The sequence below is a fragment of the Pseudomonas sp. SBT1-2 genome (assembly GCF_028640875.1).
In the GTDB taxonomy this organism is placed as follows: Bacteria; Pseudomonadota; Gammaproteobacteria; order Pseudomonadales; family Pseudomonadaceae; genus Aquipseudomonas; species Aquipseudomonas chlororaphis_I.
The window spans coordinates 1-20788 of sequence record NZ_JAQZAA010000116.1; the positions used below are offsets into that span (position 1 = coordinate 1).

Annotated in this window: 15 protein-coding genes, 4 tRNA genes and 1 pseudogene; 16 read left to right on the forward strand and 4 right to left on the reverse strand. The window is 57.6% G+C overall.

Annotated elements, in window-relative coordinates; genetic code table 11:
* Positions 1-80: 80 nt before the first annotated feature.
* On the reverse strand, positions 81-1085 hold the full coding sequence (locus tag PVZ78_RS30030; protein WP_009047797.1) for an NADP-dependent oxidoreductase: 1005 nt from the start codon (positions 1083-1085) through the stop codon (positions 81-83).
* Positions 1086-1318: 233 nt separating this feature from the next.
* On the opposite strand from PVZ78_RS30030, the gene PVZ78_RS30035 reads away from it, so the two are divergent.
* Positions 1319-2080 carry an SDR family oxidoreductase gene (locus PVZ78_RS30035; protein WP_029526150.1) on the forward strand — a complete coding sequence of 254 codons (762 nt, stop codon included), beginning with the start codon at positions 1319-1321 and terminating at the stop codon, positions 2078-2080.
* Between the two features lie 207 nt (positions 2081-2287).
* Positions 2288-4252: a methyl-accepting chemotaxis protein gene (locus tag PVZ78_RS30040; RefSeq protein ID WP_016702190.1), complete on the forward strand. Its 1965-nt coding sequence runs from the start codon at positions 2288-2290 to the stop codon at positions 4250-4252.
* 88 nt (positions 4253-4340) lie between these two features.
* Here the strand turns inward: PVZ78_RS30040 and PVZ78_RS30045 are convergent, their stop codons facing one another.
* Positions 4341-5111: a hypothetical protein gene (locus tag PVZ78_RS30045; RefSeq protein ID WP_096373414.1), complete on the reverse strand. Its 771-nt coding sequence runs from the start codon at positions 5109-5111 to the stop codon at positions 4341-4343.
* A gap of 365 nt (positions 5112-5476) precedes the next feature.
* On the opposite strand from PVZ78_RS30045, the gene PVZ78_RS30050 reads away from it, so the two are divergent.
* The 11 genes and pseudogenes from PVZ78_RS30050 to PVZ78_RS30100 all read left to right on the forward strand — a co-directional run bounded on the left by PVZ78_RS30050 (position 5477) and on the right by PVZ78_RS30100 (position 15799).
* Positions 5477-5552: transfer RNA gene (locus PVZ78_RS30050), tRNA-Glu, on the forward strand.
* Positions 5553-5554: 2 nt separating this feature from the next.
* A tRNA-Gly gene (locus PVZ78_RS30055) sits at positions 5555-5630 on the forward strand.
* Positions 5631-5734: 104 nt separating this feature from the next.
* Positions 5735-5810: transfer RNA gene (locus PVZ78_RS30060), tRNA-Glu, on the forward strand.
* 3 nt (positions 5811-5813) lie between these two features.
* Positions 5814-5889, forward strand: a tRNA-Gly gene (locus PVZ78_RS30065).
* Between the two features lie 236 nt (positions 5890-6125).
* On the forward strand, positions 6126-7982 hold the full coding sequence (locus PVZ78_RS30070) for a tyrosine-type recombinase/integrase (RefSeq protein ID WP_273829685.1): 1857 nt from the start codon (positions 6126-6128) through the stop codon (positions 7980-7982).
* 609 nt (positions 7983-8591) lie between these two features.
* Entirely contained in the window at positions 8592-8963 is a 372-nt protein-coding gene (locus PVZ78_RS30075) for a TIR domain-containing protein (RefSeq protein ID WP_273829686.1), read from the forward strand.
* 14 nt (positions 8964-8977) lie between these two features.
* Positions 8978-9970, forward strand: a complete 993-nt coding sequence (locus PVZ78_RS30080; RefSeq protein WP_273829687.1) for a caspase family protein — start codon at positions 8978-8980, stop codon at positions 9968-9970.
* Positions 9971-9979: 9 nt separating this feature from the next.
* Complete coding sequence (locus tag PVZ78_RS30085) at positions 9980-10267, forward strand: hypothetical protein (RefSeq protein ID WP_273829688.1); 288 nt, start codon at positions 9980-9982, stop codon at positions 10265-10267.
* 70 nt (positions 10268-10337) lie between these two features.
* Positions 10338-10862 (forward strand): annotated as a pseudogene (locus PVZ78_RS30090) (IS66 family transposase); the annotation flags it as partial.
* Between the two features lie 47 nt (positions 10863-10909).
* A complete protein-coding gene (locus PVZ78_RS30095; RefSeq protein WP_273829689.1) occupies positions 10910-11263 on the forward strand; it encodes an NIPSNAP family protein in 354 nt (117 codons plus the stop codon).
* A gap of 189 nt (positions 11264-11452) precedes the next feature.
* On the forward strand, positions 11453-15799 hold the full coding sequence (locus PVZ78_RS30100) for an ATP-binding protein (protein WP_273829690.1): 4347 nt from the start codon (positions 11453-11455) through the stop codon (positions 15797-15799).
* Between the two features lie 77 nt (positions 15800-15876).
* On the opposite strand, the gene PVZ78_RS30105 is transcribed toward PVZ78_RS30100, so the two are convergent.
* Entirely contained in the window at positions 15877-16140 is a 264-nt protein-coding gene (locus PVZ78_RS30105) for an autotransporter outer membrane beta-barrel domain-containing protein (RefSeq protein WP_337960409.1), read from the reverse strand.
* A gap of 127 nt (positions 16141-16267) precedes the next feature.
* On the opposite strand from PVZ78_RS30105, the gene PVZ78_RS30110 reads away from it, so the two are divergent.
* Entirely contained in the window at positions 16268-17878 is a 1611-nt protein-coding gene (locus PVZ78_RS30110; RefSeq protein WP_273829692.1) for a hypothetical protein, read from the forward strand.
* A 128-nt stretch (positions 17879-18006) separates the two neighbouring features.
* Here PVZ78_RS30110 and PVZ78_RS30115 read toward each other — a convergent pair whose 3' ends face one another.
* Entirely contained in the window at positions 18007-18519 is a 513-nt protein-coding gene (locus PVZ78_RS30115) for a hypothetical protein (protein WP_273829693.1), read from the reverse strand.
* 314 nt (positions 18520-18833) lie between these two features.
* Here PVZ78_RS30115 and PVZ78_RS30120 point away from each other — a divergent pair, with 314 nt between their 5' ends.
* Both PVZ78_RS30120 and PVZ78_RS30125 read left to right on the forward strand, forming a co-directional pair.
* Positions 18834-19382, forward strand: a complete 549-nt coding sequence (locus PVZ78_RS30120) for a helix-turn-helix domain-containing protein (protein WP_273829694.1) — start codon at positions 18834-18836, stop codon at positions 19380-19382.
* Positions 19379-20650, forward strand: coding sequence for a type II toxin-antitoxin system HipA family toxin (locus tag PVZ78_RS30125; protein ID WP_273829695.1), 1272 nt, complete (start codon positions 19379-19381; stop codon positions 20648-20650). Before PVZ78_RS30120 ends, PVZ78_RS30125 begins: the two co-directional genes overlap by 4 nt.
* The last annotated feature ends 138 nt before the right edge of the window (positions 20651-20788 follow it).

A 20788-nucleotide genomic window follows, 5' to 3' on the forward strand; every position in this document is an offset into this window, starting at 1 on the left:
CCTACAGGGGACGCGTTTCCTGTAGGAGCGAGCTTGCTCGCGAAACAATCGACCAGCCAACGCCATTCAAAAAGCCTGTCTCAAACCTTCAATACCAGCTTGCCGAAGTTCTCGCCGCTGAACAGCTTCATCAGCGTTTCCGGGAAAGTCTCCAGCCCCTCGACAATATCCTCCTTGCTCTTGAGCTGCCCCTTGGCCATCCAGCCGGCCATTTCCTGCCCGGCGGCGGCGAACTGGGCCGCATAGTCCATCACCACAAAGCCTTCCATGCGCGCGCGATTGACCAGCAACGACAGGTAGTTGGCCGGGCCTTTGACCGCTTCCTTATTGTTGTACTGGCTGATGGCGCCGCAGATCACCACCCGCGCCTTGAAGTTCAGGCGGCTGAGCACGGCATCGAGAATGTCGCCGCCAACGTTGTCGAAATACACATCGACGCCTTTCGGGCATTCGCGCTTGAGGCCGGCATGGACGTCTTCGCTCTTGTAGTCGATGGCCCCGTCGAAGCCCAGCTCATCGATCAGGAACTTGCACTTGTCCTGGCCGCCGGCGATGCCGACCACCCGGCAGCCTTTGATCTTGGCGATCTGCCCGGCAATGCTGCCCACCGCGCCGGCCGCGCCCGACAGCACCACGGTTTCACCGGCCTTTGGCGCACCGACGTCCAGCAGGGCGAAATAGGCGGTCATGCCGGTCATGCCCAGGGCCGACAGGTAGCGCGGCAGTGGCGCCAGTTTCGGATCGACCTTGTAGAAGCCGCGCGGCTCGCCGAGGAAATAGTCCTGCACGCCCAGGGCGCCATTGACGTAGTCGCCGACGGCGAAGCCGGGGTTGTTCGAAGCGATCACCTGGCCCACGCCCAGGGCGCGCATCACTTCGCCGATGGCCACCGGCGGGATGTAGGACTTGCCTTCGTTCATCCAGCCGCGCATGGCCGGGTCGAGGGACAGGTATTGGTTCTTCACCAGGATCTGCCCGGCCGCCGGTTCGCCGACGGCAACCTGCTGGTAGGTGAAGGTTTCGCGGGTTGCCGCGCCCACCGGGCGTTTGGCGAGCAGAAACTGGCGATTGGTCAGGGTGGTCATGGCAGGCACTCGAGGATCAATGGAACCCTAGTTGATAGACCTTCAGCCCTGATGCCGCAAGGTTTGCCGCTGTAGCGAATAGGGCGCGATCCAGAGGCGTGATGGTCGTATGGCCGCCTTCATCACTATCGCGGATAAGTGGGCAACCGGCCCTCTGATAGTGCTGCCGCGTGCCCGTTGCCTGTGCCTAGACTGGGCCAATCCGATCCATGCATTCCATCGAGGGCATCACCATGAGCATGACGTTTTCCGGCCAGGTCGTTTTGGTCACCGGCGCAGCGGCGGGTATTGGCCGGGCCACGGCCCTGGCGTTCGCCACGCAGGGGCTGAAAGTGGTGGCGGCCGACCTGGACGTCGCCGGCGGCGAAGGTACGGTGCAATTGATTCGCGCCGCCGGTGGCGAGGCGGCGTTCGTGCGTTGCAACGTCACCGACGAGGCGGATGTGCAGAACCTGATGGCACAGGTGGTAAGCCTCTACGGGCGCCTCGACTATGCCTTCAACAATGCCGGGATCGAAATCGAGAAGGGCAAGCTGGCGGACGGCACCCTGGACGAGTTCGACGCGATCATGGCGGTCAACGTCAAGGGCGTCTGGCTGTGCATGAAGCACCAGTTGCCGCTGATGCTTGCCCAGGGCGGCGGGGCCATCGTCAACACCGCATCGGTGGCCGGTCTCGGTGCTGCGCCGAAGATGAGCATCTATGCCGCCTCCAAGCATGCGGTGATCGGCCTGACCAAGTCGGCGGCCATCGAGTACGCGAAGAAGAAAATCCGCGTCAACGCGGTGTGTCCGGCGGTGATCGACACTGACATGTTCCGCCGCGCCTACGAGGCCGATCCGAAGAAAGCCGAATTCGCCGCGGCCATGCACCCGGTCGGACGGATCGGCAAGGTCGAGGAAATCGCCAGCGCGGTGCTGTATCTGTGCAGCGACGGCGCGGCCTTCACCACTGGCCATGCGCTGGCGGTCGACGGTGGCGCCACCGCCATCTGAGGCTCGCCTGCCTTATCGACGGCCCTGATGAACGCGCGTTGCCAGGGCTGTACCGGATCGACCTCGACCATTCTGAAAACGACCTGAACGTAGCTTTTTGCCATTATTCCGACGCCAGATACTTGTGCTCCAGTGCAGCCCGTTGCGAACCTGCAAAACTGGACAATGGCCCTGTCGCCATTGGGGACTGGAAGGGGACTGAGCGCAATGAATTCGGCCACGAACGGACGTTTTGCCAACCTCGGCATGGCGAAAAAACTGGGTGTCGGTTTCACCCTGGTGCTGCTTCTGACAGCGCTGGTGGCGGCCATAGGCGTCTGGTCCCTGCAGACCATCAGCCAGCGTTTCGATGGCCTCAAGCAGATGTCGTCGCTCAACAGCGGTCTGCTCAAGGTCCGCCTGCTCGAACAGAACTATGCCTTGCACGGCGACGCAAAAACCGCGGACGCCTTGCATGAGGGCGTCGATGGCCTGCTGGGGCTGGCGGCGCAGCTCAAGGAGCGCTCGGCGGCGAACGTGCCGGTGATGACCGACGTCGAGCAGGCGCTGGGGGCTTACCGCAAGGCCTTCGACGAGTTCGTCGAGCTGACCCAGGCCAAGGACCTGGCGCTGGAAATGGCCAGCTGGTCGGTGTCCAGCGTGGCCAACAACCTCGACGTACTGCAGGCCGGTCTGGCCGATGACGGCACCTATACGCTCAAGGAATCCGCCGGCAAGGAGGGCAGCGAGTTCGTCGAGCAGGCCAATCAGGTCAGCCAGGTCTCGCGCCTGATGCTGCAAGCCATGAACGAAGCCCGGGTGCGCCTGGACCAGAGCCGCAAGGGCGAGGAAGAGGTCGAGCAGGGCAAGATCGAGCAGGCCGACCAGGCCCTGGCCCAGGCCGAGCAGCTCAAGACCGTGGTCAAGGACGCCGGTTATCAGACCGTGCTCAACGAGGTGGTCGGGCATATCGGCGGCTTCAGCGAAAAGCTCGCCGAATACACCGGCTTGCTGGCGCAGGAGAAAAAGGTCTATCAGCAGCTGCACGAGCGCGCTGCGCAGGTGATGGAGCGGGTCGACCAGGCGTACGGCGCGCAGGATCAGTCGATGCAGGCGGAACTGAAAAAGAACTCGCTGCTGATCGTCGCTTCGTCGGCCCTGGCATTGCTGGTGGGCGTGCTGGCGGCCTGGATCATTACCCGCTTGATCGTCACTCCGCTGCGCAGCGTGATGCGCGTGGCGCAGCAGATCGCCGCCGGCGACCTGAGCGCCACGGTGGAGGTGACGCGCCGGGATGAAATAGGCCAGTTGATGCTGGCGATGCAACAGATGGGCAGTGGCCTGAGCGGTATTGTCAGCGGCTTGCAGGCGGGCATCGAGCAGTTGGCCAGCTCCGCCCAGTCGTTGTCGGCGGTGACCGAGCAGACCAACCTGGAAGTCAGCAGCCAGAAGGAAGAAACCGAGCAGGTGGCGACGGCAATGAACCAGATGACCGCCACCGTGCACGATGTCGCGCGCAACGCCGAAGAAGCGGCGCAAGCGGCGCAGACCGCCGACGACAAGGTCGAAAGTGGCCAGCAGGTGGTGCGCCAGAGCATGCAGCGCATCGAACAATTGGCGGATTCGGCCAGCAGCGCCAGTTCCAGCATCGAAAGCCTCAGCGCCGAGATCCAGAACATCGGCACCGTGCTCAGCGTGATCAAGAGTGTCGCCGAGCAGACCAACCTGCTGGCGCTGAACGCGGCCATCGAAGCGGCGCGTGCCGGCGAGCAGGGCAGGGGCTTTGCGGTGGTCGCCGACGAAGTGCGGGCCCTGGCCAAGCGCACCCAGCAATCCACCGAAGAGATTGAGCGCCTGGTCAGTGCCTTGCGCTCGGCGGCGCAGTCCTCGGTGCAGCAGATCCAGAGCAGCGGTGAACTGGTCAAGCTGGCGGTCAGCGATGCGCTGCAGACCGAAAGCGCGCTGGGCAGCATCGCCACGGCGGTGTCGCTGATTCAGCAGATGAACCAGCAGATCGCCGCGGCCGCCGAACAACAAAGCTCGGTCGCCGAAGAGATCAACCGCAGCGTCACCAGCATCCGCGCCAGCGCCGATCAGTCGTCACTGGCCATGCAGGGCAATGCAGCGTCGAGCATCGAGCTGGCGCAGTTGGGGGCGGAATTGAAGGGGATGGTCGGGCATTTCCGGTTGTAATGCCGCGGATGCTTGCTACAGGCTGCGCCGCCAGGGGCGCAGCCTTTATAGACCGTGCCGTGCGAGTTGCTCGCACGGCTGTTGCCGGTCAGTCGTAAATGGCTTTCTTCTTCCAGTCGGCGTCGGCTTCGACCACTTTCAGGCCTTCGGTCAATTGGTTGACCTCGCCTTCGACCGGCTGGGTGTTGGTCAACACCATCGCGTTGGAGCGAGCCAGGAGTTTTTCCAGGTACTCCAACTGTTCCCGATAGACCGCCGGGTCCGGCTGCTTGCGCAGGTACTGCACGCCACGCTCGAACGCCAGGCGCGCCTGGCCGGGTTGTTCCTGCTGCAGGGCGTACTGGCCTAGGTTGTTGAAGAACTCGATGTGCAGCAGCACCAGGATGTGGCGGATTTCCCTGATCCAGTGCTTGGCTTCGTTGGTCGGCAGGAAACCGTCCTGGGCGGCGCGCGTCACCTGGCCATGCAGGGCTTCCAGGAGAAAACGCACGTCCTTGGCCTTGGCTTCGGTCTGGATCGGGCAGGGCGGGTTGTTGACCGGAATCGATTCGCCCTGGCCGACCAGCGCATTCAACTCGGCAATACGTGCCTTGAGCGCGGCATCGGACTTGTTCAGGTTCAACAGGCGCTGAACGACGTTGAGCTCCAGGCGGGTCATCAGCAGCTTGAGCGCCGGCGACATGAACTGGCCGGGGAAGGTCTCGGTGATTTCGCCGCAGCGGCGCAGGCGGTCATTGAGTTCGACCTTGGTACGGGCCTTTTCCAGTTTGTTGTTTTCCACCACATGGTTCATGTAGCCAATGGCGATCAAAAGTACGATCCCGGCTACTACTAGCAGGGTGATCATGAGTGGTGTCACCGTGTAAGACCTCTTTCTGGGGTTCGCGTACGAGTGGCGAGTGTAGTGACTTAGCCTTGGGGCGCCTAGCGCAGGTCGACGAGCAGAAACAGGCCGATTCTCTGCTTATATAGGAAATGTCTGGCTGGTTTCATATTGCCATCACCTATGGATGTGGACTATAGCGCCTTGTCGAGTGTCAGAATATAGGCGTCAAGGCACAGGCTGCACAAATGCCCGAAAGGGCTCGCAAACCACCCCGAAGTCATTGATTTAAATAAATTTATATCAGGGGGTTGACGACCCTCCAATCCATCCATAGAATGCGCGCCACTTGCAGCGTAAAGCACACAGCGAAACGCGGCAGGGAGTGAATGTTGTAGTGTGTCCCCTTCGTCTAGTGGCCTAGGACACCGCCCTTTCACGGCGGTAACAGGGGTTCGAGTCCCCTAGGGGACGCCAATGCGGGAATAGCTCAGTTGGTAGAGCACGACCTTGCCAAGGTCGGGGTCGCGAGTTCGAGTCTCGTTTCCCGCTCCAATTTTAAACGGCACTGCTTTCGGGCGGGGCTGAGTGAAACCAGAACCAAGTCTTCGGATGCGGATCTGGACACCGAAACACACACCATGTGTTCCGGGTAGCGTGTCCCCTTCGTCTAGTGGCCTAGGACACCGCCCTTTCACGGCGGTAACAGGGGTTCGAGTCCCCTAGGGGACGCCATTTGCGGGAATAGCTCAGTTGGTAGAGCACGACCTTGCCAAGGTCGGGGTCGCGAGTTCGAGTCTCGTTTCCCGCTCCAAATTTTGATCTACAGAGTTCTTTGGAATTCCACTGAGATCTGTAAGTCATTGAAAGAAGGGGCGAAAGCCCCTTTTTTCATTCCAGTGCTTTCCACTGGAATCCAGCACCAGCCAGCGCTTTTTAGTCCATTTTTTAGTCCATCAATACGGACGCGGGCTGGAGCGTATTGTTGCTGTATGGCAGCGGGCGACATGTCGACCATCTGTTCCTGAACCAGGTACAGAGGAGTTGGACATGGCACTTTCCGATACCACCGTTCGGCAGGCCAAAGCCCTTGGTAGGGCATACACGCTCGGCGACAATGATGGCCTTGCCTTGGCCGTATCACCCGAAGGCAGCAAAAGCTGGCACTTTCGGTATTCCTGGAACAGCAAGCAAAAACGGCTGTCTCTTGGCACCTACCCCGAAATCTCCCTCAAAGAAGCCCGGACTCGTCGCGACGTAGCTCGTGAATTGGTTGCCCGCGGCATCAATCCCCGCAAGCAACGAAACCAGGACCGCAGGTGCGCCTTGCTTGCTGAGAATCACACCTTCCAGAAGGTGTTCGAGCAATGGTTCGAGTTTCGCAAGAAGAGTCTGAAGGCGGGCCGTCAAAGCACGCAGGAGCAGATCCAGCGAATCTTCCTCAAGGACATTCTTCCGACCCTCGGACCTCGATCTGTCTATGAGCTCAAGCGTCCAGACTTGCTGGAAGTCCTCGAGAAGGTTGAACGTCGTGGGGCTTTCACAACGGCCGAGAAGTGTCGAACCTGGCTCTACCAGATGTTCCGCTACGCCCTGGTTAAGGTTCCGAACCTTGAGCAGAATCCGGCGTCTGATCTTGATGTGGTGGCGGCACCTAAGCCCCCTGTCCAACACAACCCCTTCCTGCGTATGGGCAGACTGCCCGAAATGCTGCAGAAGCTCCGCGCCTACACGGGACTGTTGCAAACTCAACTGGGATTGCGGTTGCTGATGTTGACTGGCGTCCGTACGGGAGAGCTTCGCCTGGCGACGCCTGACCAGTTCCACTTGGCCCAAGGTCTCTGGGTCATCCCACCGGAGATCGTCAAGCAGCTGCAACTGGAGATCAATAGGGACGGCAAACAACCAGAGGATATTCCCCCCTACATTGTCCCGCTGTCCCTGCAAGCACAAGAAGTCGTGCGATACCTTATTGCTCAGATGAAGCCTGCGCAGAAATACCTGCTGGCAGGGCGCGGTGACCTGAAGAAGCGGATCAGTGAAAACACGCTCAACACCGCTCTGCAGCGCATGGGCTATGCCGGGTTGCTGACAGGGCATGGTATTCGAGCAACGATCTCTACGGCACTCAATGAAATCGGCTATCCGAAGATCTGGGTGGATGCGCAGCTTTCACACTCAGATCCCGATAAGGTCAGCGCTTCGTACAACCACGCCGAATACGTGGAGCCTCGTCGGCACATGATGCAGGATTGGTCTGATCGACTCGATCTCTTGGAACGTGGATTGACTGAGGCTGCCACAACACGCCTGACCATTCAGTTGAAGGGAGTGCCACTGGGATCGTCCGACCAGATGCCGAGCCTGATCCCGGCATCGGCGACTCCCCCGATCCCGGTTGCTGAGTCCCTGACGCTGACCAACTCCCACCTTGTAAACAATACGGATGACCTTGCTACCGCATTCCGGCTGCCAGCCGTGCCTGTGCCAGTCACTCCGATTGATCCGGTAGAGCCTGAGCTTTCACCAATTCAACGCGAGCGCGTTGCCATGCTTGAGGTCTACGAATCACCGCACAATCTGCCCGTGATTACGTTCGCAAAACTGGCAGGAAAGTCGCGTGATCAGGTCAATCGGGATATCAAGGCCAAACGGTTGCTCACGCTAAGTTTGGGCAACAGGGGACAGCGCATCCCTGACTGGCAATTGGATCCACAGTGCCAAGACCTGACCCGCACGCTGTTGAAGCAGGCAGAGGATGTCGATTCCTGGAGGGTCTACCAAGCTCTCTCCACGCCGCTGGAGCGGCTTGGCGGCCTTTCTCCTGTTGAGTCGATAGCGACGGTCGGACTGGAGGTGGCCACGCGTAGTGCACACAAGGCCCTGGCTAACCTTGAAGGGACATAGCGACTCCCAGACTGAGCTCCCCAAGGGGTGGGTGATCTGGGTGTGTGCGGCTCGAGCCATCGCACTAGGGTGGCGGTGGGTGGGAGGGGCCACTTCGCCTGGCGCTGGATCTTCGAAGAATGATGCCGCATCTAGCATGGCAAAAGCCCCCGGGTCGAACTCGGTCGCATTCGGACTGACGGTGGTGTCCAGTATGGTGCCACTGTCCAGTTCGTTTGGCGCTGAGTATCCAATTGGTTGGCGTTTCGTCGGATCTACGGCTGGTCCACAGCTGGCCAGCTTTCGGGCGTGATCTGCTTCAAACCTGGAGGAGTAGTCGTCTGCCTGTCCCAATTGGTTTCGGTTTGGTGCCGAAGGCCACCAGCGTCCGGCCCTGAGGCGACCGCCACAAGGGGCTTATAAGTCATTGATATATATGATTTCAATGAATCTCTTTTGTAGGGAAAATCTGAATTTTCAGGAAGCGGGCTGTTTTCCAGCTTTTCGGAAGCAGCATTTGTAGAATACCCATCGACAAGGACCAACTAAAAATGGGCTGGGGGCTCCCCGCTAGCCGATTTGGTTTCTTGCTTAACGACCGACAGCAACATCAATTCATGGAGATGAATAATGGCTGATAAAAAAGTGGTGTTCATTGCTTTCGCTATCGAAGACGAACGGCAGCGGGATTTCCTCAAAGGGCAATCGCTGAGTCCGCGAAAGCCGTTCGAGTTCATCGATATGTCCGTCAAAGAAGCTTACGACAGTGGCTGGAAAGATAAAGTCCGTACCCGAATCAAACGTTCTGATGGCGTCATTGTCTTGGTGAGCAAGAACTCCAAAACCTCTGAGGGGCAAAAGTGGGAAATCGACTGCGCCAAGGAGGAGAAGAAGCCGATCCGCGGAATCTGGGCATACTCGGATGACCGCACAGAGATCACGGGCGTAAGCACCTATGCCTGGAACGACAAGAACATCAACGACTTCATCGATTCCCTCTGAAGTAGGCGGCCTCTATGCGCAAGGCTTTGATCGTCGGAATTGATCATTACCAACATATCAACCCCCTCAGCGGATGTGTCAACGACGCCCATTCGGTCAAGGCCGCGCTGGAGCGTAACGCGGATGGAACTGTCAACTTCCCCACACCTCGGGTCATAACGGGGACCGGACCGCACGATATCGTGACTCGCCAAGAGCTCAAAGATGCTGTCCGAGAGCTGTTCAAAGGCGACTCTTCCATTGCACTGTTCTACTTCGCCGGGCACGGCTATATCGAAGACACAGGTGGTTTCCTGTGTGCCGGCGATTGCAGGACTGGTGATGACGGCCTGTCTTTGGCAGAGGTGATGACAATCGCTAGTAAGTCTGGAGCAAAAAACAAAGTCATCATCTTGGACAGTTGCCATAGCGGCATTGCAGGAAACTCTGCTCACACCGGTGCACTCGCTGAAATCCACGAAGGTATGACCATACTGACCGCCTCCACGGCGGACCAGTACGCGATGGAGGTACCAGGTGGGGGAGCGGGTGTCTTCACGAACCTGTTTGTCGATGCGCTGGGAGGTGCAGCAGCAAATCTACTGGGAGAAGTCACGCCAGGCAGTGTTTATGCGCACATCGACCAGTCCTTGGGACCGTGGGCTCAGCGCCCGGTCTTCAAAACGAACGTGAAAACGTTCGTATCGCTGCGCACGTCGGCGCCGCCAATCAGTCTGACCGACTTGCAGGCTCTGACCACCTACTTCCCAAGCCCCGACTTCGAGTTTGAACTCGATCCGTCGTTTGAACCCGAACGCCTGCAGGAGCAGCGTGACGACCCGTCCATTCCGCCGCCGGACCCGCAGAACAATGCTATCTTTGCGATTCTGCAGCGGTATGTGAAGGTCAACCTGGTGCGCCCCCACGGCGTATCCCACATGTGGCATGCCGCTATGCAAAGCAAGTCATGCAAGCTAACGGTACTGGGACAACACTACTGGCGTCTCGTCAATAAGGGTCTGATCTAAGAGGTAGGAATGACCAATAGAAGCCCATCGCGCTCCCGAGAGGCGCTGATCGAAGAATTGGCTGCGATCGAGCATGAACGATGGGCTCATTGGCAGAACTATCTGCACCAGCAATGCCATCGGAATCCCGATGGCTCCTTGCTTATACCTGCTGACCTTGTAGCGCGATGGGAAATCCAGATCGCTACGCCGTACGCCGAACTTAGCGAAACTGAAAAGAACAGCGACCGCGAACAGGTTCTTCGGTATCTCCCAATTGTCGACCGTTCTTTCGGCTCCGATCCCAAAAAGCCTTAGCCTTGGTCGGGCAACATACACGGCACATGCCCGTTGCAGTGGCGCCAAGTGTCACAGGAGTGTGGAGGGTTACGACTTCAGGCTCAGCCGCGCCGGAGAACATGTACGTGCCTTCCGCCAGACTTGAAGGGCAAGCTGGTGCGCGACGACTTTGGCGAATACAAAGCCAGTTTTGAACTCGACGTACCCGAGATCGGTTGCATGGCCCATGCGCGGCGCAAGTCCTTCGAGCGGCATGCCACCGACAAGAGCCAACTCGTCGAACAGGCCCTGCGTTATATCCAGTTGCTTCACGAAATCGAACGTGAAGTCCACGATCTAGAGCTGGATTTGCGGCGTCGAAAGCGGCAAGAAAAGCGATACCGGTGATGGATATGCTGCATGCTCGGATGATTGCCCTGCGTGATCTCGCACCTGAAGCCTCAACCATCAGCAGCGCATTGGATTACAGCCTGAAACGCTGGGTAGCGCTGCGTGCTACCTTGATGACGGGGCCGTACCCATTGACAACAATTGGCCAGAGAACCAGATCCGGGCGTGGGCTCTTGGATGCAAGAACTGGCTCTTCGCAGGGTCGCTACGCAGCGGCCAACGGGTGCTCATCTTGAAACTTCACATGGAAGACTTGGAATGACTCGAGTTATGGAAATCCTGATGTACACCTTAAAGCCAGGATCGGGATTGGACTTTCATCAAATAATGCAGAGTGTAAGTGTTCCACTTCACCTAGAAGCTGGCATAGATGTCGTTTCTTATGGCTGCTCGTTGCATGATTGTGACAGCTATCACCTGATTCGCTCCTATGAAAGCGAGAGCCATCGCCAAGCATCTCAAGATGCTTTTTATGCAAGCGCTGCCTGGAAACAGGGCCCGAGAGAAGACATTATCAGTCGGATTGAAATCAGCACAACGACAGTCATGGCACTCGATCAAGACGTAATTGATGCCATCAGAGCTTCCGTAGATCTATCTAGCGCGGAAGCTCGATCCTCGTAGCTGACAATCGACAAAGGCAGACCCCGTGGCCTAAAACTCGGGGATCAGGTGGACGTGTTGGCCGGACGGTTACGTTGGAGGCAACACCCTACACGAGTCAGTCCATCCGTGCGTAATACCAGCACGGTTTCTCCGTACCAACTCCTTGCATGACGGTCCACTACGAAAGCCGTCCCAGGTAGTCCAAGCATGCGCACATTCCGAATCTTTTTGTCCTCTCCTGGTGACTGTGAGGCCGAACGGGCCGCCGCTTTTACCATCATCGAGCAATTGAACGCCGATCCGCTAATCACGCAGTTTGCACGGCTAGAGGTCGTTGCCTGGGATTGGGGCGCGGGTGTTCCCTTCGATGCCCTCGCTTCCCCTCAGGTTTCAGTCAACGATCGCATGCCAGTGCCAGAGGCGTGCGATGTCTACATCGGCATCTTCCGCAGCCGGTTCGGCTCCCCGATTCCAGCCAACGAGTTTCGTAAAGACAACGGCGCGCCATTTCTATCGGGAAGCGAGTACGAATTTGACAGAGCCTGGAAGGCCAGACGCTTGGGTGGAAAATCACCAGAAGTCTATGTCTATCGACTGCGCGATCCTTCCCCGGCCACAAGTGATGCAGAACAGCTACGTCGACTGAATACCTTCTTCGACTCTCCCCCGTTCAGAGATCAGGGCCAGTGGGTGGGTTCGGTCAACTACTTTGACGATACAGCCAGCTTCGCAAGCCAACTGGCAGGACACCTTCGGGTGATCCTGAGCAAGTCGCACCCGCGCGCAAAGCAATCCCTTCGGGACTGGCTAGAGAGCAAAGCCCAACGACTACAGAGCGATGCTGGCCCTCGTTACACACGCGAGTCGCACGTTGAGTCAGATGCGAGCAGCTACTTCGATTGGCTTCTGATCCGCGATTGCGTTGTCCAAGAGATTGATCACAAACTCTGCGCACTTTGGGAGGAGATCCAGTACCCCGAGTTTGAGCCATTCCTCGAAGAGATGCGCCAGCTTGCAAGGGATCTCCGTAAGTGCCCCTTCAGTTGTCCTAACCCGACACGTATCGAGCAAACTCAGACTGGCGTTTACGCCGCGGCGAGGAGGCTGGAACGTTCAATCGACAATGGAAGCCAGCATCCCTCTGGCCTGACCATACATCGGGTGCGCGATATCATCGCCAAAGTACAAGACGTACTAGAGGCCAATGAGCTCAATTCGACGATTGCCGCGCGGCGGGTTCTGGTCGTCACCGGCCCCGCGGGTCAAGGTAAGACCCACACGCTGGTTCATGAAGTACAAAGCGTTCTGGCTTCCGGCGGAATTGCCCTTGGCACGCTTGGACAGACACTGGCGAGCGGCACGGATCTTCGAACAGCCCTGGCGCAAAGCTGGGGATATGCGGAAGCGTCCTTCGATGAGATGCTCAATGCCCTGGAACAAGCTGCTGCCGAGTCTGGGCAGCGCGCGTTGATCATGATCGACGCACTCAATGAGACACCGAATCGCACTCGTTGGAAGAACGAACTCAATGGTCTGATCGTTGATATTCTTCAGCGCCCGCACCTGACGTTGGCCCTGAGCGTGAGATCCGACTACAAGGCCCACGTTCTTCCTGAGGTCGACCCTGCTCGTCCACTATGGACGGAGCTAGAACATCACGGCTTTTCGGGTATCGAGCCCGAAGCGATGGAAGCTTACTGCGCGCACTACGGGGTCAAGGCTCCGGTAGCTCCGTTGATTGGCGAACTCAGCAACCCGCTCTACGTCCAGTTGCTGGTGAAGAGCCTTGTCGGGCGTCCCTCTCCCTCACATTGGTTACCATCTTGGCTAGATGTCTGGGGCGCATGGATTTCCCGTCTGGAGGCCGACGCTCAAGGACGATTTGCACTCGACCCATCTCGGGCCAAACCAGTCAGGCGAATCCTGAACAAGATTGCGGGAGCAATGCTGGAGGCCAACAAGTATGAGCTTCCACGCAGCATTGCCGATGAGATTGCTCGAGCTACCGCGGGCAACGATGAACTCGTAGGCTTCCTGTGCTCAGCAGGAGCATTGATGACGCGTATCGATGACGACGATGAGGTTGTCGAGTTCGGCTTTGAGCGATTGTCTGATACCTTCATTGCTGATCGATTGCTGAATCAGCTGTTTGAAAATCACTCTGATCAGGAACCCCGACGAGAGGCGCTCAGGAAGGCGATCGCACCTGGCGGTAAGCTCTCATGGCTTGCTGTTCCGGGACACGATAGTGTTGCTCTGTCGTCGCGCAGGGCTGGCTTATTGACGGCGTTGTGCCTGGCGGTGCCAAAGACTGCCGGGATTGAACTGCCCAGTTTGATCGCGGAGGCCCAGCCCCGGAGCAAAGAGGAGGTCCTAAGCGATTTGCAACTCTGCCGGGCCTTCGTCGATAGCATGAGATGGCGATGCGCTCCGTTTGAGTTCGCCGGCGACAGGCCCGCGTTGTGGGCGATGTATCGACGGCTTGGAGCACGCCTTGCACGCAATGATGATCTTGACGAGCTGATTCGCCTCGCCCTCATTCCTGGTCATCCATTTGCGATGGAGCGCTACCTGCATCCCCGACTACAGCGGATGCACTGTGTAGGGGCTCGTGATGCGTTTTGGACGATCAGACTGACCGATCCCTGGTTTGAAGAGGGCTCTAATCTGTCTGGGGTCGTGCGCTGGGCGAAGGTGTCGGATCTATCAGGTATTGACGCCGGGCTTGCTCTGGTCTCAGCCCGACTACTCGCATGGGCGAGCGCGAGCTCCCAGCAGCAACTGCGCGACGATGCCATCAGAGGTCTGGCTCGCATACTTGTCGCCTGCCCAAGCGTGCTCTCGGTCATACTCGACGAATTCCTACACGTCAATGACGACTACATCCTGGAAAGTGTTCTGGCTGCGACATGGGGTGTACTCATCCATGGGGGGCATCGAGACGCCTGCACGCAGGCCGCTCACCAGGTCCAGGAAGCGATATTTGCACCGGAGGTTCCGCACTGCCACCTAACGATCCGCCACTACGCGCGCCGAATCATTGAAGTGGCCGCTGAAAACGGATGGATCACAGGTATAGACCTGTCGACCGTACGGCCACCGTACCGAAGTAGCCTGCCCCTAAATTCCCTTCCCACTGTTGATGATCTACGTGCCCAAAGCTCTTCAGGTGGCTTTTACAGAATTCTGGGCTCGGCAACAGATGGTGATTTCTACTGCTATGTCATGGGGGGGACGTCTGGAGGCAAACCCTTCTCGTCGCAACCCCTTTCAAGTTCGGCCGAGCCGGTTCGGGATTTCTCCAGTAGACGAGCACGACCGACTCAGGCGCCATCAGGAATCTTCGACATTGATTTGGCCTCACGCTTTGTCGTATGGAACTGCCTGCGTCTTGGCTGGACCGATGCGAGATTCAGCGACTATGACACCGGGCCCTTCACACGTTCTCATGTCCGAATTGAACTCCCTGGCATCACAGAGCGGATCGGAAAGAAATACCAATGGATTAGTTGGCAAACCATGCTGGCATTCCTTACCGATAACTACCAGATGACACCCGGCTCAGGCCGTCAAGCAAGGATCTATGACTCGCCGGTGCAGATCAGCTACATCGAGTTGTTTGATCCTTCACGCTGGCTAGCAGCTCCTTCAAAAGGGGCTGTGAACTCCCTCGCCAATGACTTCTGGAGCATACCGAGCCTACCCGCCTGGCCACCGGCGGAAATGGACGCCATAAGGCGTTGGGGTGAAAGCGATATTGGTGACCTGCCAGCGATCGACATTATCAACCGAGAGCCTCCCGTTCCTGCTGAGTGGGGCAGTGGTCCATGGATCAGCGTCGTTGCCGAGCATGTCTGGAAGCGTCCGCTTGTCCCAGGCCTATGGGGCCTAGGGATGGAGCAGGATGTCGATATCTGGCTGCAACTTACTCCTGGCCTAGTCCTATCGAAAGATCTTCCCGCATTGCTCCAGGCGTTGGAAGATCCTGAGCAGAATCGGCACTTTCTTGGTTGGGGAAGGATCGATCTACCCTCTGATTGGGATGCTCGTCTCGCCGAGTGGCCAGGCCTGCAGGTTGACCCTGAAGAACATATAAATTTTGACCGTACCGACCTACCGGTAAACACGTTGCCATTAGCCGGACGCTGTGGAAATCCCGATCGCCAGGACGAGGAGGGGGAAATCATCCTTCCCACACCATTGCTCTTTCAGAACTGGGGCCTATCTTTGGATCTCCAGCATGGCGTAGTTCGTGCGGGAGACCAGGTCATATTCGGGTTGATGGGGCGCAACGCACTCGTCGCGCGTCGCGACGCCTTGATGGAGATACTAGAGCAAACCCAGTGCTCATTGGTGTGGTGGCTGCGCGGTGAACGAAAGGCAGCTATTCGAAGGCCAGGTGTGCCAGAGACCGAATTCCCAGCTTGGGTTGACTCCTATGGTATGGCCTACTTGGCACCAGACGGTCGGGCGCACGTGACCTGGTTAGCACGGGATCGCCGATCCGCATCTGAGCCGAAGAACCATTCTGAGGTTCCCATCTCAGGCAGCTAGTTTGCGCACGTAAATTTCGTGGTTGTGCCCCGAACTGCTCGCTGAGCGTTCGGGGCACTTGTTGGATTCTGGTTGGATCAGAACGCTACGTTCAAGCCAACTTGACCATTGAGGCTGGTCAAGCCTGAGCCATCAAAGCTCTTCTCCAGACCGATATGAGCATTGATCGTCACGTTCTTGAGAACCTGGCCTTCAACGCCGGTTTGCAGACGAAGTGCTGTGCGGGGCAGGTCGTTGCTGAAACCCACATCATCCTGGCTCGTGACGTGCCTACTGGCCGATTTGGCCTCCTTGTGTGTAGACTGCCGATCACGCCGTTGCATGGTCGGCGCGCTGCCCATCCCTAGGGCCCATCGGGCCACAGCGAAGTGGAATCAACCTGCTTTTTCAACCCTAGGCTTAGCTCTGTGCGAGCGCCAGGGAAGGTGGATGGGCGTCTCTGGTGCAAATTGCATGGAGGACACAACCATGAGCGATTCCGCACTTCTCGGGCACCAGCTCGACACTATCCATCGCCAGGCCAAGCGTTTTTCGGCAAGGCTCGATCTACCGATCACTGCGTCCAAAGCCATCTTGGCAAAGGCCTTCTATCGGTGTGCCGATTGGAGTGATTTGGAAGGGCGTTTGAAGAGTTTAGATCCGGACGAGCATGTTCAGTTGCTGGCCGCTTTACCCCAATCCGCCAAAGCCCGTTCGTATTTCGATGAGAATTGTCGGGACCTTGCTCGGGCGTTGAGTCAGCACATGTTGACCAACACAAACCTGGCGGGCCTGCTGGAGCATGTCCAAGAGGTCTTTGCCATTAGGTCTGGCCCGATAACACTTCAGGACGTGCTAACTACGCTCACGATGCCGCATTGGCGCCCGGCGGATATTGGCCCTGACCCTTGGGCGGTGGTGGAATCCGAGGTGGTAGTCAACGGAACTCGCCTCAAGTTGGTCGGCACACGAACGTATTTGCCGGGGCATTACGACTTTGGTCCACTGCACTCACACGGTGAGTACGCTGAGCCGTTCGAAGGCAAACTCCGCGTTGTCTGGACTGACCCGGTGGCATGGCACCAGGCGGCTCTAAATTTTCTTGAGCACCTGGAAGCAGAGGATGTACAGCTTCCTGTCGTCGAACTCACCGAAGAGATGGCGCGACACGAAGAGTGGTTTGAGGTGGCTCTAGCAACTGGTGGTGTCGCTGAGTACCGCACGGGGGACGATGAGTTGGTACCGGCCATCCTGGTGGGCCATGATTGTTACGTCGTTTTTGGCTATCCAGTTGAAGCGAATCCAGGGGACGGTTCCAACATCGAGTTGGCGGCGGTCGACGACAACTTCAGCCACGTTGTGATGCTGGACGAGCACGCGGTATGCCTTGAGTGGATTGCGTATGACTTGGAGACCCGGAGGCATCCAGGTCAATTCAACGAATACTTCGAATCGCTTAGACAGTCCCTTCTGAAGGGCGAAGGCTTACCAGTCACTCCTCGCGATGACGGTCAACCAGGATTGCTCTTCGTTCGTCCTGCGACTACTTTCGACATCCAGCAGGAGTTGATGGTTGAATTCACACACCTCGCAGATGAAGTCGCATTCGTCTTGAAGACTTCAAATCTCGCCCTAGCCCGAGAGCTCCTAGGCAAAGTCGTAGCTCGAGATCTAATGGTATATGACCGTGCCGGGCGCCCCAGCTACGTCGCTCAATTTTCGGTGCCTAAGTCTGAGGGACTACCTGAGCTCAGCCTGACATTCGATTCTGAAAGCCCAGGCATGACGACCATGTCGAATCTGATCCGCAGTTCTTACGGAAACACGCGAGAAGATAGCGTTGAGCTTTTGGTAGAAGTCGCCCCTCAACTCTTGAGGTTGGTCGATAGCATCGGTAAGAAAACGATGGATACGGCGCTCAGCCACGGGTTGGTCCTGCGCCTTCCTGTGGGGTTCTTGGAGGAGCTAGATCAGCCGCCTACGCGCTGTTCGCAGATTCCTAGTGTTCCAGACCATATCGTCAGCGTGCTGGAACGTCCTCTACTCGGTGATGGCTCTCTTTCCATACGTCGTGCGCGATACTTGCGGGACAACTTCTAGTCCGTTCTTTTGGGGCGCTGCAACAAAATCCGATCTTGCGTGCGCCTGATGTCGACGCTCGTCCAGTGAGGGCGAGCGCCTAAATGTCAGTTGCAGGGGCTGTCCCGGAGGATAAAGGTCACTCAAAGCTATTCCTCTCCGGGGAAGATCGAGTTGATGCAGTCTACACAGAGTTCAAGCTGCCCCTTCATCATGGCCACGTTGAACAACTGCTGGAGCCGAGGGTGGGAAGCTTCGTTGCGCAGGAGACGTACGCTTTGCCAGCGCAGCTTGGCAGCGTCCTCGATGATGTTGTGCTTAACGAGCCAAGCGATCGCATCAGAAAAGCTGCGCTGCGCTGGTGCGTTCATCTGCACACATTTCGCACGCGCAGCAGCTTCAACTGATCGCAACAACTGATCGCAGCCCAAGGTCATCAGCGGATAAAAAAGTAGTCCGTACGTGATTGCACCTTGGGCCGTCCGGAACAGGATTTGAACTTCATCAGGGACTGACGAGTCCAGTGTCACTGCCATGACATAGCGAATCCATTCGACCGAACCATCCCCCTCCTCATGGGGCATGTAGACACCTCCCCATGCAGGATCTAGTGCTAACCAGTTCTCGGGCGTGACCTGCTTCAAACCTGGGGAAATAGTCATCTGCGCGTCCTATGGTTTCGGCCTAGTGCCGAAGACTACCGGCGTCCTGCCCAGAGGCTAGCCGAAAGCTTGAATTCACACACAGCAGCGGCATCCGAACAACATCCGCAGTTGGGGGCAAACCAGCACCGCCGAGAACCAACTCCACGCTAAAAAGTGCCAATATTTTTACACTATTGCGACTTCTTTGATGGAATATTAGCGCTTTGGGGCGGTCTCTAACCAAAGACCGAGGTCTGAAGCAGTGGAATACGAGCCGCTTGGGTGCTAATATTTTGGCTACATCAGCATAGAAGTGCAGGAATATTAGCGCCATGGCGAAGAAGACCGCCCCCCTAATGCCGTCGACCCAGAAGCTACTCGCTGAATTCGGTGAGCGGCTCAAACTCGCGCGCCTGCGTCGCAAGATCACGGCCAAGCAGATGGCGGAGCGTTCAGGTATGTCACCGATGACGCTGCGCTCTCTTGAATCGGGTGGGCCTGGAGTAACCATGGGGGCCTACCTCTCTGTCATGCAAGTCCTCGGCATTGAAAAAGACCTCGCCTTGCTGGGTGCTGATGATGAACTTGGTCGCCGGCTTCAGGATTCACGTCTTGTGAAGGCTAGCGCCGCACCAACATCCGCCCGTCCTAGAACTGGTGTGGGGGAGAGAGTTCGTGATTCTCGCGAGGGAAGGATAGTCAGTAAACCAAGCACTCACAAAGAGAGCGGTAATAGGTCAGGCAGCAGAGGCAATGTGCCAAGCAGTACCCATGTCGACTCAGACCGAACCGCTGCTGGGACCTCTCGAAACACTTCAAAGAGTCTTGCTTCTCTCTTGAGACCCTCTTCTAAGAAGAGAGAGGAAGGGAGCAAAAAATGACGATGATCGGAGTGTATGCAGATTGGGATGGCCTGCCACAACCTCAACGAATAGGCCTTCTGAACTCCCGTAGGACTCGCGCGCACGAGACGTTTGAATTTCAGTACGACCCTGCAGCGCTTGCAGACCCCGTCATTGGCCAACTGGTTCTTGACCCAAAAATCCTCCTATTCGAAGGCCCCCAGTATCCCGCCGCGCCCCAAGACAGGTTCGGTGTGTTCGCTGACTCCAGTCCCGATCGATGGGGTCGTCTGCTTATGGACCGTCGCCTCGCACGGGATATCCGCACAGGCATTCGGCCTGCCGGCACTCGACTGTATGAAACGGACTACCTGCTCGGCGTGCACGATCTCTATCGCGTGGGTGCCTTGCGCTACAAGCGAGAAGATCAGGGTGAATTTCTCGATGATACGGCTGGACTAGCGGCCCCTCCTTTTGCAGAGATTCGAGCGCTGGAACAGGCAAGTCGGGCGCTGGAGGAGGATCCGAACAACGAGGCTCAACAAGGCCAGGAGTGGCTAAGGATGTTGATCGCTCCCGGTGGCTCCCTGGGTGGCGCTAGGCCCAAGGCAAGCGTGGCCGATGAACAGGGACACTTGTACATCGCCAAGTTTCCGAGCACTCGCGATGACTATGACGTCGGTGGATGGGAGATGGTCGTCAATGCCCTGGCAGTAGGTTGTGGGCTGAATGTCGCAGCCGCTGAAGCACGGAAATTTGCGAGTGACCACCACTGCTTCATGGTTCGCAGGTTTGATCGCACCGATGACGGGCGACGTTTGCACTTTGCTTCCGCAATGACTATGACCGGTCATGTCGATGGAGATGATGCGTCGACTGGAGTCAGCTACCTGGAACTGGCTGAGGTACTTATCAGGCATGGCTCCCAGACCAATGCAGATCTTCGCGAGCTTTGGTCCCGAATCGTTTTCAACATTCTCGTCTCCAACACGGACGATCACTTACGCAACCACGGATTCATCCTGGTACCTGGAGCTGGGTGGCGCCTCTCTGAAGCCTACGACATGAACCCGGTGCCCTTTGCCGACGGCCTGAAGCTCAACATCACCGAAGTGGACAATGCGTTAGATCTGGAGCTCGCCCGCGAAGTCGCAGCGTACTTTCGATTGGATCTAAACGAGGCCGATGAAACCATCGAAGAGTTCCAAGGGATCGTTTGCCAATGGAGAACGGTGGCCAGAGGACTGGGCCTACCAGCGCGTGAGCAAGATCGGATGGCAGAGGCCTTTCGAGCTGCAAACGGCTGATACCTCACAATTGCGGTGCTGAAGCCTATAGATCGACTGATGCCCGAAGCATTTAGCTGTGCCCGCGAGCAGAAGGCTCCCATCTCAGGCAGCCAGGTTGTGCACATAGATCTCGTGGTTGCGCCCCGAACTGCTCGT

Bases quoted from the DNA above. Each gene is read 5' to 3' on its own strand.
- PVZ78_RS30030 (WP_009047797.1), bottom strand. From the start codon at position 1,085: ATGACCACCCTGACCAATCGCCAGTTTCTGCTCGCCAAACGCCCGGTG.
- PVZ78_RS30040 (WP_016702190.1), top strand. From the start codon at position 2,288: ATGAATTCGGCCACGAACGGACGTTTTGCCAACCTCGGCATGGCGAAA.
- PVZ78_RS30105 (WP_337960409.1), bottom strand. From the start codon at position 16,140: ATGGGCAGCGCGCCGACCATGCAACGGCGTGATCGGCAGTCTACACAC.
- PVZ78_RS30075 (WP_273829686.1), top strand. From the start codon at position 8,592: ATGGCTGATAAAAAAGTGGTGTTCATTGCTTTCGCTATCGAAGACGAA.
- PVZ78_RS30070 (WP_273829685.1), top strand. From the start codon at position 6,126: ATGGCACTTTCCGATACCACCGTTCGGCAGGCCAAAGCCCTTGGTAGG.
- PVZ78_RS30125 (WP_273829695.1), top strand. From the start codon at position 19,379: ATGACGATGATCGGAGTGTATGCAGATTGGGATGGCCTGCCACAACCT.
- PVZ78_RS30110 (WP_273829692.1), top strand. From the start codon at position 16,268: ATGAGCGATTCCGCACTTCTCGGGCACCAGCTCGACACTATCCATCGC.
- PVZ78_RS30115 (WP_273829693.1), bottom strand. From the start codon at position 18,519: ATGACTATTTCCCCAGGTTTGAAGCAGGTCACGCCCGAGAACTGGTTA.
- PVZ78_RS30035 (WP_029526150.1), top strand. From the start codon at position 1,319: ATGAGCATGACGTTTTCCGGCCAGGTCGTTTTGGTCACCGGCGCAGCG.
- PVZ78_RS30095 (WP_273829689.1), top strand. From the start codon at position 10,910: ATGGAAATCCTGATGTACACCTTAAAGCCAGGATCGGGATTGGACTTT.
- PVZ78_RS30085 (WP_273829688.1), top strand. From the start codon at position 9,980: ATGACCAATAGAAGCCCATCGCGCTCCCGAGAGGCGCTGATCGAAGAA.
- PVZ78_RS30100 (WP_273829690.1), top strand. From the start codon at position 11,453: ATGCGCACATTCCGAATCTTTTTGTCCTCTCCTGGTGACTGTGAGGCC.
- PVZ78_RS30120 (WP_273829694.1), top strand. From the start codon at position 18,834: ATGGCGAAGAAGACCGCCCCCCTAATGCCGTCGACCCAGAAGCTACTC.
- PVZ78_RS30080 (WP_273829687.1), top strand. From the start codon at position 8,978: ATGCGCAAGGCTTTGATCGTCGGAATTGATCATTACCAACATATCAAC.